General features: G+C 37.7%; 22 protein-coding genes. All 22 read right to left on the bottom strand.

Features of this window, described 5'->3' with window-relative positions:
* Position 1: 1 nt before the first annotated feature.
* Complete coding sequence (locus IO90_RS18985) at positions 2–157, bottom strand: hypothetical protein (RefSeq protein WP_165570255.1); 156 nt, start codon at positions 155–157, stop codon at positions 2–4.
* Positions 158–167: 10 nt separating this feature from the next.
* Complete coding sequence (locus tag IO90_RS08205; protein WP_034965691.1) at positions 168–1,325, bottom strand: hypothetical protein; 1,158 nt, start codon at positions 1,323–1,325, stop codon at positions 168–170.
* 11 nt (positions 1,326–1,336) lie between these two features.
* Positions 1,337–3,676: a CotH kinase family protein gene (locus IO90_RS08200; RefSeq protein ID WP_034965690.1), complete on the bottom strand. Its 2,340-nt coding sequence runs from the start codon at positions 3,674–3,676 to the stop codon at positions 1,337–1,339.
* 57 nt (positions 3,677–3,733) lie between these two features.
* Positions 3,734–4,288, bottom strand: coding sequence for a hypothetical protein (locus IO90_RS08195; RefSeq protein WP_034965689.1), 555 nt, complete (start codon positions 4,286–4,288; stop codon positions 3,734–3,736).
* A complete protein-coding gene (locus IO90_RS08190) occupies positions 4,285–4,668 on the bottom strand; it encodes a hypothetical protein (protein WP_131450838.1) in 384 nt (127 codons plus the stop codon). The genes IO90_RS08195 and IO90_RS08190 overlap by 4 nt, the downstream gene beginning before the upstream one ends.
* Positions 4,669–5,220: 552 nt before the next feature.
* Positions 5,221–5,451 (bottom strand): hypothetical protein, encoded by a 231-nt coding sequence (locus IO90_RS08185; protein ID WP_034965687.1) that lies wholly within the window; start codon positions 5,449–5,451, stop codon positions 5,221–5,223.
* 12 nt (positions 5,452–5,463) lie between these two features.
* Positions 5,464–5,808 carry a hypothetical protein gene (locus IO90_RS08180; protein WP_034965686.1) on the bottom strand — a complete coding sequence of 115 codons (345 nt, stop codon included), beginning with the start codon at positions 5,806–5,808 and terminating at the stop codon, positions 5,464–5,466.
* A gap of 129 nt (positions 5,809–5,937) precedes the next feature.
* A complete protein-coding gene (locus IO90_RS08175; RefSeq protein ID WP_034965685.1) occupies positions 5,938–6,372 on the bottom strand; it encodes a hypothetical protein in 435 nt (144 codons plus the stop codon).
* A gap of 60 nt (positions 6,373–6,432) precedes the next feature.
* Positions 6,433–6,762, bottom strand: a complete 330-nt coding sequence (locus IO90_RS08170; RefSeq protein WP_034965684.1) for a DUF3127 domain-containing protein — start codon at positions 6,760–6,762, stop codon at positions 6,433–6,435.
* A gap of 30 nt (positions 6,763–6,792) precedes the next feature.
* A complete protein-coding gene (locus tag IO90_RS08165) occupies positions 6,793–7,005 on the bottom strand; it encodes a hypothetical protein (protein ID WP_131450837.1) in 213 nt (70 codons plus the stop codon).
* Entirely contained in the window at positions 7,005–7,214 is a 210-nt protein-coding gene (locus IO90_RS08160) for a hypothetical protein (protein WP_034965682.1), read from the bottom strand. Before IO90_RS08160 ends, IO90_RS08165 begins: the two co-directional genes overlap by 1 nt.
* Position 7,215: 1 nt before the next feature.
* Entirely contained in the window at positions 7,216–7,494 is a 279-nt protein-coding gene (locus IO90_RS08155; protein ID WP_034968733.1) for a hypothetical protein, read from the bottom strand.
* Positions 7,495–7,504: 10 nt separating this feature from the next.
* Entirely contained in the window at positions 7,505–7,867 is a 363-nt protein-coding gene (locus tag IO90_RS18335) for a YopX family protein (RefSeq protein ID WP_051878421.1), read from the bottom strand.
* The gene (locus tag IO90_RS08140; RefSeq protein WP_034965681.1) at positions 7,833–8,480 is read right to left on the bottom strand and encodes a DNA cytosine methyltransferase; all 648 of its coding nucleotides are present in this window, start codon (positions 8,478–8,480) and stop codon (positions 7,833–7,835) included. Before IO90_RS08140 ends, IO90_RS18335 begins: the two co-directional genes overlap by 35 nt.
* Positions 8,480–8,875 carry a hypothetical protein gene (locus tag IO90_RS08135; RefSeq protein ID WP_034965679.1) on the bottom strand — a complete coding sequence of 132 codons (396 nt, stop codon included), beginning with the start codon at positions 8,873–8,875 and terminating at the stop codon, positions 8,480–8,482. Before IO90_RS08135 ends, IO90_RS08140 begins: the two co-directional genes overlap by 1 nt.
* Positions 8,875–9,711 (bottom strand): phosphoadenosine phosphosulfate reductase family protein, encoded by an 837-nt coding sequence (locus IO90_RS08130; RefSeq protein WP_034965678.1) that lies wholly within the window; start codon positions 9,709–9,711, stop codon positions 8,875–8,877. Before IO90_RS08130 ends, IO90_RS08135 begins: the two co-directional genes overlap by 1 nt.
* Positions 9,708–12,677, bottom strand: a complete 2,970-nt coding sequence (locus IO90_RS08125; protein ID WP_034965677.1) for a primase-helicase family protein — start codon at positions 12,675–12,677, stop codon at positions 9,708–9,710. The genes IO90_RS08130 and IO90_RS08125 overlap by 4 nt, the downstream gene beginning before the upstream one ends.
* Positions 12,678–12,710: 33 nt before the next feature.
* Positions 12,711–12,911, bottom strand: a complete 201-nt coding sequence (locus IO90_RS08120) for a hypothetical protein (protein WP_034965676.1) — start codon at positions 12,909–12,911, stop codon at positions 12,711–12,713.
* Between the two features lie 21 nt (positions 12,912–12,932).
* Complete coding sequence (locus IO90_RS08115; RefSeq protein WP_034965674.1) at positions 12,933–13,223, bottom strand: hypothetical protein; 291 nt, start codon at positions 13,221–13,223, stop codon at positions 12,933–12,935.
* Positions 13,224–13,262: 39 nt separating this feature from the next.
* Positions 13,263–13,721, bottom strand: a complete 459-nt coding sequence (locus tag IO90_RS08110) for a hypothetical protein (RefSeq protein ID WP_034965673.1) — start codon at positions 13,719–13,721, stop codon at positions 13,263–13,265.
* Positions 13,722–13,922: 201 nt separating this feature from the next.
* Positions 13,923–14,180, bottom strand: a complete 258-nt coding sequence (locus tag IO90_RS08105; RefSeq protein ID WP_034965672.1) for a hypothetical protein — start codon at positions 14,178–14,180, stop codon at positions 13,923–13,925.
* Positions 14,177–14,311, bottom strand: coding sequence for a hypothetical protein (locus tag IO90_RS19140; RefSeq protein WP_262483374.1), 135 nt, complete (start codon positions 14,309–14,311; stop codon positions 14,177–14,179). Before IO90_RS19140 ends, IO90_RS08105 begins: the two co-directional genes overlap by 4 nt.
* Between the last annotated feature and the right edge of the window lie 117 nt (positions 14,312–14,428).

The following is a 14,428-nucleotide window of genomic DNA, read 5'->3' as shown; positions in this document are numbered from 1 at the left end:
TTCATTTTGAAGTGCTAAGATTTTCCTTCACAAATTCTTCAGCTTCCTCGATCGTGTCGAAAACCTTTACTGAAAAACCAGTTGGCAAATTGATTTCTCCACCTTTGAAAGTGCCGATGTGTTGCGTGTCCTTATAGATTACGTTGTACTTTTCCATTGTATGTTTTTTATGTTGGTAAACCGTTGATGATGACAACAAAGCCTTTGCTCACTAGAGTGGAAACAGCCGAGTTAGATGCAGATGTTCTCTCACCTATCAGACTGATGATCTTCTCAGAACCCGAGTTGTACATTCCGGTATCAACGCCAGGATTAATAGGCAATGATGCCATATCAATCAGATAATTATCTAATCCACTAGTAAGCTTTACATTGTTCAGCGCCATGATGTGCGTTCTTGCAGTGCCTTGAGTATAGGTAAATTCAGAAATCCCATTCGAGATAAAGAGATAGCAACGCTTTCCAAAACCACCTACATTGCCTTTCAATTGAGGCGCGTTCCTAAAGTTTATCATAATGTCATTAGGATTGTCATAGGTCAAGAAATCTACATCTCCAGTTACTTCAAAAGGCTTGAATGTTAAGGCAAAACCAAGATTCAACCTTCTAATCTTGTTAAATCTTTTGTTAGTTATATCACCTTTCAAAACGCCGTCCCAAAAGTCGATGATCTCTATATCGTCGTTGAAATCGTTTATGTTGAAGTCTATAGCAAAGAAACCAGTTGTAAACTCTTTCAGATTTGCACCTTTGATGATATTATAACCACTACCGATCAATGGTTGCTTGTAATTATTGTATGAAACATCGATGACGTAGTTTGGATTGAAAGCGTTGTAGTAGATGAAGCTCTCGCCATTGATGTTGCTTGCCTCTCCGGTGATCATAAAGTGCATTCCAACGTTGAAGTATTGCAGATTGGTGAGATACTTCAATTCTATGGAATCTATCGCTGGAATATACTTCGGAATGATACCATTGAATGGCGTGCAAAATGGCGTAAATGGCAGACCAAAATAACTGATGTAATATTTATTCTCACATCTCAACTTTGCATTGCTTCCGGCAACTCTCATAATGATGGAGTTGTTTCCCGTAACAGTAGTAAAAGTGGTACCCGTATTATTCCCCAGATTGTCAGTGAAATAACCATCTTCAATCGTAAACTTCACAGCGGTGATAGTAGCGATATTGATAACTACATAATTGGAATTACCAGCGACCCAGTTAGGGCGCTCAACGAAATTAAATATGATCTCATTAAGCTTTTTCAAATTGCCCGAAACTGCTACACCAGGCAAGGTTGTTACTAAACATTTATTCATTGTGAAGTTTTTTAATAATTATAGGTTGCATCCATCAATGCTATTCTTTGTATGATCGTTTGTCTAACTCTGTCGATGGAGTTAAAGAAGCCGAGGTCTGGCGGATAGGTCTCGTAACTTCCCGTTACCGGATTTACATTTGTATTCGCGGTCAATGCCTTGAATCCGTAAACATCATCCAATAATGCCATCTTACACTTTGCCCCGACAGCGTAATTAGTCGCGCTATTCCAAGATTGAACACCTGCTAGATTGCTCTCGTCCATTGCGTATGCGACCCAATTAGGATTGGTCTTCGAGTTTCTAAATGATGGCGTATCCTTCCATTTATCAAGGTCATTTTTAAGCATTGGATAAGTGATTCCATCCAACCATTCTTTGAGTTTATCAGTAATATAATCAGCGGAAAATATTCCTGAGTCTCTTAATTGCTTGTAACGCAGTTTTGTTTCGTCCATAAAATGCGAGTGCATATATTTGGTAGGATCTTTTGCGCCTAACCCGTATATCTTTGTCGGGATTTCGTCCACTAAAATAATATTGCCTTTCCAGAATTGACCGAAGATGTTATCAAGGTCGTGAAGTGCTATGGACCATTTAACACCATCCTTAGTGTAGAATTGCCAGTTTTTGGCAAAGCCGTCAAAGTTTACTACCAAGTTTGAAAAAAGGAAATAATCCATTATTCCATTGAGATCAAAGTATTCCAGAAATTTTGCCTTTCTCGCGGTCGTGGTGAGAGCATCTATCTGATTGACGTAATTACTCAGTGCGATGATATAATTCTTTGTTGGTGAAGCTGGAATTTCCGTGGGGAAATCTCCATTGTATGGTAGCCCGTTGATGTCGAAGTCTATTCCTGGATTACGGACTTCGAAATCCGTCCAGATAATATTTCCGTTGAAGAAATCATAGGCCAACATACCATCCAGCCAAACGTGTTTTGCCGTGCCCTTTTTCATATCGAAATTATCACGGTGCTTTTTTTGAACGATTGTGTAGACCCCATAAAATTCTCCATTGCAATGAATCGCGACCGGAAAACCGTCTGCAACATAATTGGCACCGCTTGACATATCTGTCTGGATAGCGCCTTTTGCGTTCCAGTAATTTGGGGCTTGATAGTCCGAATAGAAGGCTTTTCTTTGATTATAAGGACGTGTGTTGATAACATCTTTAAACAATCTGTAAGCCATCACACATTGACCTCTGAAAGCGTCCGTATAGAACGATTTCAGATAGTATGAATCACGTTCAGCCCAATTCTCATAACGGATAGTAGCATCTTTATAATCGATTGTGAAGTTCTTGCGCAAGTGTCCGGCTGATGATGTACCTTGAACCGAAAGAACTATATCTTTTTGATAGAAATTGCCTTCTTTGTCCCAGTACTGCATAGTAGTATCAATGTCGAACCCTTTGAAGGTAGGTAACTCGTCAGGATTGATTTCGAAGTTGACAAATGCGATAGTCTTTGGAATAGGAAGCTGTATATAGGTATTATCGGTCTGATCACCTTTACCTCCGCCAAATCCTGCGGTCTTCAAAGATTTTCCCAGATCTTCCAAGGCTTTTTCCTTTAGGAATATTCCGCCTAACTCAAGGTTATCTATCCGTGCTATAGGTAAATAATTGGTACCGTCAGCTTCTACAGATTTAACTAGTTTCCCCTCAGAATCTCGTGTATATTCTAACCTGTTTTCATCATCGTATGCAATTTCCGTGAGTACTTTGTTCTTTTCAAAATCGAAGGTTGCAGAATATAATGAACCGTCATTTCTTATCCCAAAGAGAAGTAGACCATCCTTGTCAACCCAGGCTTTCAAAAATTCTTCATTTTCAACTTTCACACCGTCAATGCCTATGATTTCCCATTTTTCGGACTGCCCAGGGATGTCTTGAATGGTGACAGATTCACCTAGCTTGACCCTGTAGATATTCTCTTCAAAAACCCTAGTCATAGGGAAACTTCCAGAATCTTCGTTCCAATCTTTGAGTTCTGATAAACTGGCAACCGTAGACTTTATTTGAAAAAAAGTTTCGCCATCAAAATAGACGGCGTTATAATATCCGTCAGTGGTGGTAATTGGTAATTCTGATGGCGAGTCCTCGCCAATTGGAACAATAGGAATCAAATTAACATATTCCCCGAAATCTGGCAGGTTATAAATTCCAATAGCATCCGCATCAGGTTTGGCATCTGCAATTTTCAGAATACCTTTTGTGCCATTTTCAAACATGGCAATTCTGTTATCAATCAAAGCAAAACTCTTCCTCAAATCCACGGGTTTGACGAGTCCTTTGTTGTTATCCGGAATTAATTGATTGATTTTATCAGTAGTACTTGACATCGATATTAGTTTCCAGCAAAACTAATTTGTAAAGGAAAATTAAAGTGTGACGCAGGATTACTTGCCGGAATATTTCACGTGGTACATTCCTTTGTTTTGAAGACGGGTCGCCGGTCCTTCATTTTTCATCCGGTAGAAAAGACGGCTTAATTGGGAAAGATTGAATTCGTAATCCCAAAGTGAATATTCATCCATAAACTGGCGAATTCCGCGCATCACTTTTCCGTCATCGCCTTTGATGTAACCCAGAACATAATAATAGAAATTGTGGCGGAGAATGTCTTCCAGCATTTCTTCCACATCTTCCATCAGTTCTGCAGGAAGTTCGACATAGGAATTGGAAAGATCCTCACGTTTGAAAAGATTTTGCTTACTGCACCAACGCTTGGACTTAATTGTCGTCATCTCTATGAAGAGATTGAAGCTTGAGATATTTTTTACCGGATAATCTATCTTCCGGAGATTGGAAACTATGAATTTTCCGATGAATCCGTCCGGTTCTATCTTGATTGTCTTTACTTCCTTTCCGGCATATTTCTTTACGCTTCCTTCAAACTCCTGAAAGAAGTAATGTATCAGATGCGGAGAAAGCCGGAAGGGAATTAGATTCATTTAGCCTCGTATGGGAAAATCGTTGATATCTTGAAATTGAGTTCTGTAAAATTTTTGTCTGTGTTGAAGGTCCCGACCATTGGCTTATTCTGACGATAATCATTCCTGCCAAGCTCTATCGTTTTGCCGTTGCAGAGATGAATCCTAATCAGTTTTAGGAAACGGTAACGCTGGAGAATCTTTTTTCGGTCGTCATTGGTAGGGAAACCAAATCCAAATTCCTGCTCATACTTATATCCGGCATCGGTATCTTCTCCGGATTCCGATAGTTCTGCATAGCCGGCCGTGAAATAAAGTTTGTCCAGATTGGTATTGATGGGTTTGTTTTTTGAAAAATCGCCTTCCATGGGAACCAATTCCAACGGGTCACTATTCAACACTGAAAGCAGTTCAAGTTTTCGGATGTTGTTATTTGCTATTTTTCTAAGAAATTCCACGTCCAAATATAAATATAATAATTAACAAAATGTTTATTTTCTAACATAATGTTTTGACAGATGAAAATTTTCATCCTTTTTTATGTAATTCTGTAAGGTTGTAATAATTCTTTGATTGTCAGAACGTTAAACTTCACAACACTTTGTAATGTGCTTTTGTAATTTTTGTAAGGTCTGAAAAAGGCTTTATTACATTACATTTTTTTTGTAATGACTTCTTTAAATTACAATTAATAAATATAATAATGTAATATATAAAGCCTTTACCACAGCATTACAAAACGCTTTCCGCCTTATTAATTACATTATTACAAAATTTTTGACATTAATAGCTAGGGGTAAGGGGGAAAACTCAGACGGCGGTGAGCGGAGATTGCCGGAAAAGTCTGAATTGCGGTGTTGCTAAGAAATGTCACGATATGGTAAGTATTGCGCAAAAGAAATCCCACTGTATGGAAATACAGTGGGATTGGATTAATAACATAAAATGAAACTCTACAGTAATTCTTCCAATTCTTTTATTATTTTGCCGTAGCCCTGAGATTCTACTGCGAATTTTATATAACCAGAGTTCATAAATACACGCATCACGTAATATCCTTCTTTCTTGATATAATTTCCTTTGGTTCCGCCATCAAGTAAAACTGCGGGACCCAGTTGTTGAATAGTTTTATCGAATGCGTGAGGATTGTTGCATTCAATTAAAAAGTCTGTTGGTTTGTCCATAATGTAAATTTATTATTTTTTTAGGTTAATAAAGGTTTCTAATTTTCCATATCGTTGAGCGAAGAAAAATATATCATCAGCACTTAAAGGTGATTTCTCTGCTCCTATGAAAATGTTATCTGTGCACTTGATTGCATCCTCAGGCGACAAGCCATATTTTAAACAGTTTAAAAAAATAGTCCACTTGTGAACAGGAATTTCCGATATCGCTTTTTTGGCTGATAGAAAATTGCAACGTCCTGTCAGTTTTTCCACATCTGCTTCAAAAATTTCGTTGTGCATTTTCTTAAGCATTTGCGCATTTCCCAGCGTGAAAATTTCCTTAATGGTTTTGAGATAGTCTTTGATTGTTGCCATAATTTCTTTATAAATAATCTAAATATTTCCCACAGTCCGGACATCTGCAGTCTGGATTTTTCTTCCAGTCAAATTCAGATTTGCAATAGATGCAGATGCGCCAGATTTCGTGGTTTAGGTAAATGAAAATCATTTTATCCTGTAATTTTTTTCAAGCATTGTAAGTGCGTTTTCAATCTCGGCATCGTTACCTCGGTTGATAACGTTGATGAATCTCGTGACGAAACTATCGTTGGTGATATTCTCATTTTGAATATGATGGTCTTCGATGGTTAATCCTCTGTTGATGAACTCAGCTTCTATCTCATCATCGTCAAAGTCATCTACTTTTTTCTGGTCACGCTTTGGAATCAGGCTATATTGCTCAATTGCATATTCTTCAACATCCAACCGTAAATCTGAAATTATTCTTTCTTCAAAATCCGGATATTGACGATTGAATTTAAAATTAATCCAATGTTTATTTCCTGGATATTTTTGTTCAAAATGTTCTTTTGGAAGTTCTTTGAATTCATAATCGGAACCGTCTTCAAAAACTATTTTTACAATTCGGGTGTTTGCCATAAGTCAAATTATTTTTAAAATCAACTACTAATTATAAATCAATTAGTAGTTGATAGTAGATTAAACAATACTATTCTCCGCAACCGGTTCCGCTTTTCTATCCACTGTGATTTCGAAAACCGCTAGGTCCTGGTTAAAGAGCTCTTTGCCGTCGTGTGTGAAGAATCGTCCGTTGATATTGAACTTTGCTGTCACAACGTCGCCAACGGTAATCTTATCTACCAGCGCGGTCTTATCTCCCAGAAATGTGAGCTTTGTAAAATTGGGAAAAACCTTATCTGAGTAATCATCTTTTCTGGTTCTGTCCAGGAAAACATCCTGAGTTTTGAAGTTGCTAGCGCCTTTCTCTTCCAATGCGCCGATTCTGAGTACTTTTCCTTTTATGTCCATAATGTTTTGGGTATTTAAATACTAATTGATTTATTGATTTGTTCTTTTTCCGTAGATGTGTTGCGCGTGCGTGACATCTATTTCCATCCGCATCCGGAGCGTGATGGTAAAGTCTCCGGCACTTTCCAGCGCTGTGAGAAGTTTGCCAAGGCGACAGAGGTCATCTATATCTGTGGTCTGCCGGATTACCTTGATGAGTGACTCTTCTGAGTATTTTGGTGGTTCTAAAAAGTTTTCCATCATCAGATATTTTTGAGTTCTTCCAGTTTTTTGTTGCGCTCGGCTTTGGCCTCTCGTAGTTGGTCTTCTGCGAGTGTTCTCAGGTAGAGATTGTTATCTATCACGCCTTGAAGTCTTTCGCATTCCAGACCCTCTATTTTTTCGTTGAGTTCGACAATCTTTTTAGAAATTTTATAAATCTCTATGTCTTCGGGGAAAATGAGTAGTTTCATATTATTTAGGTTTTGGAAGTGTATTTTTTGCAAGCAATGAACCTTCTAATGCATATTCAATCGCTTTTTCAATTGTTTCGAAATCTTCCCAAGTATTCACGCCATAAATCCCAGATTCAATATGAGTTACTTCAATGTTGAATCTTTTAAGATTTTTATCTTTTGGTTTTCCAAATCCGTGATTTGTACTAACATAAATGTGATATCCTTTATATTCGGCTTCGAAATATTTTGGACTTTTTTCGATAATTTTTCTAATAACGCAACCTGCTATTTTCATTTTAAAATTTTTAATTGGGTAATAATTCTGGATTCTGATAGATATTGCCAACGATTTCACAATCATCTGCATTGCAACTTTCACCGAACCAATGTGCAAAAGCCCATTCTTCTCTGATTAAAACAAATGATGCAAACTTTTCTGACCACGATACAACCATCAGCTTACCTGTTTCTGTTTTTAGGATATCGCCTTTGTAGATTTCTTTTTTGTTCTTATCCAACAAACCAATGAACTGCAACCAAATCAGATTATCAGAAGATGTGTTTTGAAACTGGAAAGTCTGCATTGTTCCTTTTGCCACAAGTTCTAAAGCATCGTAGAACATCTTATTTTGGTCAACATCCCAAACTTTGAATTTTGTTTTTGTCATTGTTTATATTTTTAATGAACGAGTCAAAAATTTGCTTCCCCAAATCCGGATGAACACAATTCCGAAGAATCTGAACTGGACAATGATTTTTTTTATAGTAAACAACTTCGTTGAAGTGCAATCCCAACCATTCCATCATATCTTTTTTTCCTTGCAAACTTGATTTTGTTATAAATCCTTTAGGTTGCTTTACTTCGTCGGCTTCGATTTCGAAATTTGACCAGAAAAGATGTCTTCCTATTTTTTTTGTTGGATGAATCAACGGCTGGTAATAAGGCATTACGTTTTCGACAATCCATTTTCCTTTATAAAAATGTTGGCAGAAAACAATTACTTCATACAATTTGAAGTCTGGGTAATCTGCAACTTTATGCCGGGTTGCTTTCATCATTTTTGAATGCTTCTGACAAGGTGGAGACCACCAGGCAAATTCAAAGTTTTGATGGTTATCTTTAAAATATTCGTAAGCATCAGCGATTACTACCGTGTGAGTAGGATTTAGCTTTTGATAAATCCCAGCAATCTTTGGGTCATTTTCTACCGCGGTAACTTCGCAGTTTTCCCACTTATGGGAGTTACCTCCAATTCCAGCACATAAATTCAATACTTTCATTACTTAGATTTTACAATTACTTTTCTATTATTAATTTCTCCGGCGATTACGAAAGAGTCTGCGGTGGATTCGTAGTAGTCTATTCTTTTGTTGTAGAGGACTTTGAAGTTCGTAAGCTCATTTCTGTCCTTTGGGAGATAATCCCTTATGCAATTCATCTGTTGCTCCAGCGTCAGCTTTTCTCCCAAATAGAGGTAGCCGTAATAATTGGCACCGAAATAAAGACCATATATCCACTCATCCGATTTCAAAAGATGCGCGCCTACAATTTCATAATCTGCCAGCGCAATATGAAAATTGATGAAGCCATAATCCTTGCTTGCCAGAAGCGTCACCGGAATCTTTTTGGTTCCGGAAAACGTGGTTCCTAAGGCGTTGTTTTTTATTGGGTCCATTACACTACGGCTTTTAAATCATTGGTTCCACAGAATCCGCTACATTCCATAAGCGATTCTATTTTCTGAGGCTTGAAATCTGCTAAACATTTATTGTTAGGAAATTTTGGATTATGAACCAGAAAAACCAATTGTTCCTTTTCTGGTTTTTTCTTTGCCATTTTGCTCTGGTCTTTATTGATAGTTACGGGTTCATCCACCAAATCAGAAAGCCATCTTTCAATAACTGCCATTCTCAAAAATTTAATTCTAAATTCCTTGAACATTTTCTGCCAGTAACCAATTCCACCCTGAACACATCCGGTTCCGAAACAATTATTATTATGGAATCCAAGGAAATACATTATTGGAATGGGAATGAAATTGAATTGCAATTCTTCAATACATTTCTTTTTTGTCAAAGCGTTAAAAAGAAGTGGAAATATTGGTTTGGTATGTGGATTATTAAGTTTCATTGAAATTGCCCTACTTGCTTCTGAAATATCAAATCCGAAAACCTGATGTGTATAATTCGGATTTTCTTTCTCCCATTTTTCTCGCACCCTTCTTTTCAGATATGTTGAACAATTTGCACCGGTTGCAGTTTGCAAATTTTTAAATCGCATCCAAACATCCTGAATCTTTTGAAATTCAATACCAATGGCAGTTATGGTTTCAATTTCTTTTCCATACCATCTTTCACAATCATCTTTAAATCTGTAAGTATCTTTATGTTCATTGAACGTATCAATAAAAATTATTCGGCATCTTTCAATTCCAAAAATTTGGATTGCTAACCAGACGGCAACAGCGGACGTTACTCCACCTGACCACCAACAAATTATATCTTCTTTCATATTAATTCCTCCGCTTCCACGGCTTTTTGGTTATCTGTTACATAGAGAACTTCCTGCGTTTGATTCTCGATGAATCTCATAATTCGGTTGTTCTTTTTGTCGGTTATCATTGTCGCTGGATTCAATGTCAAGCCGGATATCTCGCAGTAGTATTCCAGACGTTTTTTGAACTCGGTTGATGAAATGTTCTTAAGATTTGATTTCTTGGTCGTAAGGTCTTCCAACGCTCGTTTCTTGATGATATCTCTATTGAGATTTTCTTTGGCGAAATAATCCAGCGCCCACTCGTAGAAGCTCACACCCATTTCCCCCATAATGTTCCTCAGTCTGATGTTGTTCTCCGGAGCGCCAATCTTTTCGTCTGTCGAAAGAAAGAAGCTCCAACATTGTGCGGTGCAGTTAAAGAATTTGTTCCATTGAACTTTATCCCAACCGTTGAAGAATTCATAACCAAAATCATTGATTGGCTTGTGTGCCGGCATATCCGGTTTCGGACCGTGGTACCAATTGGAAAATGCCATAAAGAGAATCCTGTCTTTCGTGGAATCATCCAGATCCAGCGGAGCAAAGTTGGTGGAGTACGCAAACTTCCCAGAGTTGAAGAAAGGAATCACAAAGCCATCCTTGTTCTTCACACTCACATTCAAATCACCGGAAATCCAAGTAAACAATCTGTTGAATGGAAAAGTCTTGTGCGCATCATCAAACAAAAGATATTTGGTATGCTCTGTAACCCGTCCAAAGAGAAATTCGTTATCAATTACCTTTGGATTTCTGGAACCGATGTATTCCGCTTTTTTGAAGATGAACATCGCTCTGTGCAACATCAAAGACTTTCCGGTTCTACCTTCAGACTTTCCTTCCTCGGAAACTTCATTGTCCATCGCATACACCATCCACGCTTTCGAACCTTGCTTGTAGTTGTGGCCAAGATATCCGTAAGAAAAAATCTTATTGATAAGGTGCATCTTCTGTTCGTAGATCTCATCTTTTGTCAATGAAAATCCAAGTTCCGGATTGTCCTCGTGTATCAATCCGCCATCTATGGAGAACTTATTCTTTTTGATGTACGCTTCCCACAGCGCTGGCGGAACTCTTTCCCGTTCCTTCTTGTGATGGACACGGCTGGCATTTATGAGGTAATTGAGAAAATCACAGTTTTTTTCGTTGATAATGATATCCCAGTTTCCCTCTTTGTCTTTGAAGATTTTGAAATAATCTTCTTCGATTTTGATAGAAGATGAATCGACTGTTTTTCTCCATTGTTTTTTGATGATATTGTTTAGAATATTTTCTTCGTAAACGTAACGCGGATAGCCTTTGCTGAGTTGCTTCACGCCGTCTTTGGTGACCTGCCAGATGAACTTATCAAAGAACATATATTGCGCAGATTCCGTATTGTCTGAGAAATCAAAATCTTTGAGTTCCAAACTGCTCAGCTTCTTGTCGGAAACCGCTTCGGATGCGTAGAGCATATTAATTAACTCATCCGGATAGAATCTTTTTCCGTTCTCCTTTTGCTTTTCCAAAAGAAAATCGATGAAAAAGGATTTGATGTCCTGAGCGGTCTGCGGTTTGATGATGTGCTTGTCCTGCCTAACGAAATAATATAAATCCGACTGGTGCGGATCCCGCATCCTGTAAAATCCATTGAGCGTAAGGAAGTGGAAGGCATTCAAATAATGGATATTGTATCGCACCGGTCCGACTGCTTTGCCGTCTTTTATCGTGCGGGCTTCATCCCAGAACTTGGCAGGCCTTGCATTATCCACCAACGTATTGAATCGGCGGTAAAACTCCTGATTGTTCTCATCATCCGGATTGTAAAGTTCTTTCACGTAATCTGTGAAATCCTTTAGCGGTTTTCCCTTCCAGCTGTTTTTTTTCGTCAGCGATTCCGGAAGCCAGACTGTTCTGATGTTGATGAATTCCAAAGCTAATTTTTTGGAAGCTTCGATTCCTGTCGGGTCGATATCCGGAACGTTGATGATTTCATCCGCTAAGGTGTAGAGCTTCTTTATCATCAAAGGATTGATGTTCGCTGTCTCGGAATTGAACCAGACCACAGGCGCTCCTGTGGATGCCATATTGATTGAATCACGTTCGCCTGAGCAAATGAATAACCTCGGATGTTTGGAAGCCTGAGATTTTACAATCGTTACATTCCCTTCATCATCTTCCTCTTCTTTCTCAATCATTGGTTTCGGAAGTTTCTCCACGAAATCCATCCCGAAAATATGGTCTTGACCTTTGCTTCCAAAATACCGGAATCGGAATTTCGTGTCTTTTGGTTGCAAGATTTTCGCAAATTCTTTGATAATGAAATTCTGCGGTTTTCCATCCTTATCAGAATAAGTGACTTTCTTTTCCGGTTCTATGTAGGCAAAAATCGGATAGCTGTCATCTGAGCGCTTGGTAATCACTTTGTTCATTTTCGGATCGCCAAAACCGTCCTCGCCTTCTTCCGGTTCCTTGAGCCAGGAATATTCTGCAACGGAATGGAATCCCATTTTTTTGCAAAGCTCAGCAGTCACCAATGGTCCTAAAGTCTGCAACTCTTCCGCTGTGAATTCTTTTGTTTTGATTTCGTAACCTTCAGCATTCAGTCTTCCCTGATATTCGAAAAGTCTGCAGGTGCGCATCAAGTCCACTCTCTCCGCTTTGGCTTCTGAGATAACGCCATATTGCGACGCCAAAAGTCTCAAGGCTTCGAAATAACTCAAAGCGCGCTCGTGAGCATAGGCATTGATGGCATCTTTTGACTTGGAATAGAAACCATTCACATCGCCGTAATCCTTGACCCAGAAAACACCTTTGCTTTCTCTGAGTTTTGCAGAAAAGGAATCATCATCATCACGGATTTGAAAGTGTTTTTTCGGGTCCTTGATATTGAATATTTCGAGGAATATTTCCAGTCCGCCATTGGATGCGGAAAGTACGTCGTCAGCTTTTATTAGGAAAGACATTCTTGTGGATTGAGTTTGTTGGTTATGGAGTTTTTATAATTCTTGGACTAGCATTGACGGTACTTTATATTGCTTTTTATCGTCATCTGCCAAGACTATATAATCGAATCCTTTTTTATTAAATGCTGAAAACGGATTTGTCCATTCCAAAAAACCATCTATCACTCCTGTGAACTCATTAGGTTCACGACCAGCTTTAACTTTTGTTCCTATTTTTATTTTTTTCGTTGCCATTATTTTTGATAATTTTTAATATTATTTTTTGAAATCTTCCAGAGGATTGGAGTCTGGTTCGTTTTCATCTAATTTTCCAGCCTTAACACCACAAAAAGGGCAAAATGTGTGACTAACCTTAACTATTTTAGGTTTTTTCAAACCTTCTAATTCCAATTCAAATTCCTCATAAGAAAGTGTACCTGTTTTTCCGGCATTGTTGCCAAATGTGTACATTATTCCAGTGTGTGTCACATCCAATATCTCTCTCTTTTCCCAAGTTTCTTTATCAAGAATTTTTTGGGCAGTATTTTTAAAGCAATCGCAGTTCATAATATATTTTTAAAATTATTCAAGTAAAAAATTAGTCTTTTAAGCTTCTAATGAATTTCCTACAAATTCAAATTCATAATTCCACCAGAATGTATTTTCCTTTATAAATATTTTAGCATCTATAATTTTTATATAAAAAAAGCCTGTATCAACTTCCTTTTCTTTAGGGTACAGATATATATCTTTTGTTGGAATCTTAAGAATTTCATCTTGTTTGAATCTACTAACAGAAATAGTGTAGTCTGACCGAAGTCCGTGCTCCTCGACTTGTTTTCTTTCAGAACTTCTCTTTGCATAGCAATGAAACTTTTCGCTTTCAGTTATTCCATATCTAAAATATTCATACTCCCAGGTTGGATTCACCAAATAACCATCTTCAAGTTTTTTTTCTTTATGGTAAGGGTACACTGTGGAATCATCGATTATTTCTTCAAAATGTGTTAATCTATTGCTGAAGATTGCTCTCTTCTCGTACTTATTGAATTTTTTAGTTCTCATTGTTTAAATTTTTGGAAAGAATAACGGCTGGATGATGAAGCCGAATTCTTGGATTAATATTTTTACTTCTGGGATAGCTGTGATGTCGCTATCGAGGTCTGTGTAGATTATTTTGGAACGGTTGGGGAAAATTACCCCCCCCCAATTTCTTGCGTAATCTGTGGGATGCGTTGTATTTCCGCTTTTTGTTTATTGTGGCCATCAGTCGAAAATTTTAATGTTTTCATCGCATAAATATTGACTGTCAACAACCCTCTGAATGCCTTGATTGTTATCAATATATTCTACTGGCCAAGCTTTATTTTTGGATGGATTTCCATTGCATATACTTTTCGCTTCTTCCTCTGAGAAAATTTGACTTTCATTTAAATCTGCGGTATATCCGCAGTTTCCTTTTCGCCAGAAATAAATTGCGTTTCCAAGATATCCGGCATCTTTGTTTTGGATGTAATAATTCATTTTTTAGGATTTAGGATTTTTACAATTACTTTCTCGGTAACGCCGTTCATACTGACAAAGCAGTTGGATAGGTCAAAGTTTCGGCTTTCTGTTTTCCGATCATCAAAGTGGAATTTGTGGGTCTTTTTCATAATTACCAATGGGTTTTGATGATGGGTTTATCGGAAAAGCGGAGGCAGATTTTTAAGAATATTGTTTTCATAATTTTGGATTTTAAAAAGTGCGTCGTCTCAAACTCGACGCACTTG

It is taken from the genome of Chryseobacterium sp. FH1, assembly GCF_000735135.1.
Taxonomy (GTDB): Bacteria; Bacteroidota; Bacteroidia; order Flavobacteriales; family Weeksellaceae; genus Epilithonimonas.
This window is presented reverse-complemented; position numbering and strand designations above follow the sequence as displayed.

Excerpts from the sequence above, each read along its gene's own strand:
- IO90_RS18985 (WP_165570255.1), bottom strand. The coding sequence starts at position 157 with ATGGAAAAGTACAACGTAATCTATAAGGACACGCAACACATCGGCACT.
- IO90_RS08205 (WP_034965691.1), bottom strand. The coding sequence starts at position 1,325 with ATGAATAAATGTTTAGTAACAACCTTGCCTGGTGTAGCAGTTTCGGGC.
- IO90_RS08200 (WP_034965690.1), bottom strand. The coding sequence starts at position 3,676 with ATGTCAAGTACTACTGATAAAATCAATCAATTAATTCCGGATAACAAC.
- IO90_RS08195 (WP_034965689.1), bottom strand. The coding sequence starts at position 4,288 with ATGAATCTAATTCCCTTCCGGCTTTCTCCGCATCTGATACATTACTTC.
- IO90_RS08185 (WP_034965687.1), bottom strand. The coding sequence starts at position 5,451 with ATGGACAAACCAACAGACTTTTTAATTGAATGCAACAATCCTCACGCA.
- IO90_RS08180 (WP_034965686.1), bottom strand. The coding sequence starts at position 5,808 with ATGGCAACAATCAAAGACTATCTCAAAACCATTAAGGAAATTTTCACG.
- IO90_RS08175 (WP_034965685.1), bottom strand. The coding sequence starts at position 6,372 with ATGGCAAACACCCGAATTGTAAAAATAGTTTTTGAAGACGGTTCCGAT.
- IO90_RS08170 (WP_034965684.1), bottom strand. The coding sequence starts at position 6,762 with ATGGACATAAAAGGAAAAGTACTCAGAATCGGCGCATTGGAAGAGAAA.
- IO90_RS08165 (WP_131450837.1), bottom strand. The coding sequence starts at position 7,005 with ATGATGGAAAACTTTTTAGAACCACCAAAATACTCAGAAGAGTCACTC.
- IO90_RS08160 (WP_034965682.1), bottom strand. The coding sequence starts at position 7,214 with ATGAAACTACTCATTTTCCCCGAAGACATAGAGATTTATAAAATTTCT.
- IO90_RS08155 (WP_034968733.1), bottom strand. The coding sequence starts at position 7,494 with ATGAAAATAGCAGGTTGCGTTATTAGAAAAATTATCGAAAAAAGTCCA.
- IO90_RS18335 (WP_051878421.1), bottom strand. The coding sequence starts at position 7,867 with ATGACAAAAACAAAATTCAAAGTTTGGGATGTTGACCAAAATAAGATG.
- IO90_RS08140 (WP_034965681.1), bottom strand. The coding sequence starts at position 8,480 with ATGAAAGTATTGAATTTATGTGCTGGAATTGGAGGTAACTCCCATAAG.
- IO90_RS08135 (WP_034965679.1), bottom strand. The coding sequence starts at position 8,875 with ATGGACCCAATAAAAAACAACGCCTTAGGAACCACGTTTTCCGGAACC.
- IO90_RS08130 (WP_034965678.1), bottom strand. The coding sequence starts at position 9,711 with ATGAAAGAAGATATAATTTGTTGGTGGTCAGGTGGAGTAACGTCCGCT.
- IO90_RS08125 (WP_034965677.1), bottom strand. The coding sequence starts at position 12,677 with ATGTCTTTCCTAATAAAAGCTGACGACGTACTTTCCGCATCCAATGGC.
- IO90_RS08120 (WP_034965676.1), bottom strand. The coding sequence starts at position 12,911 with ATGGCAACGAAAAAAATAAAAATAGGAACAAAAGTTAAAGCTGGTCGT.
- IO90_RS08115 (WP_034965674.1), bottom strand. The coding sequence starts at position 13,223 with ATGAACTGCGATTGCTTTAAAAATACTGCCCAAAAAATTCTTGATAAA.
- IO90_RS08110 (WP_034965673.1), bottom strand. The coding sequence starts at position 13,721 with ATGAGAACTAAAAAATTCAATAAGTACGAGAAGAGAGCAATCTTCAGC.
- IO90_RS08105 (WP_034965672.1), bottom strand. The coding sequence starts at position 14,180 with ATGAATTATTACATCCAAAACAAAGATGCCGGATATCTTGGAAACGCA.
- IO90_RS19140 (WP_262483374.1), bottom strand. The coding sequence starts at position 14,311 with ATGAAAAAGACCCACAAATTCCACTTTGATGATCGGAAAACAGAAAGC.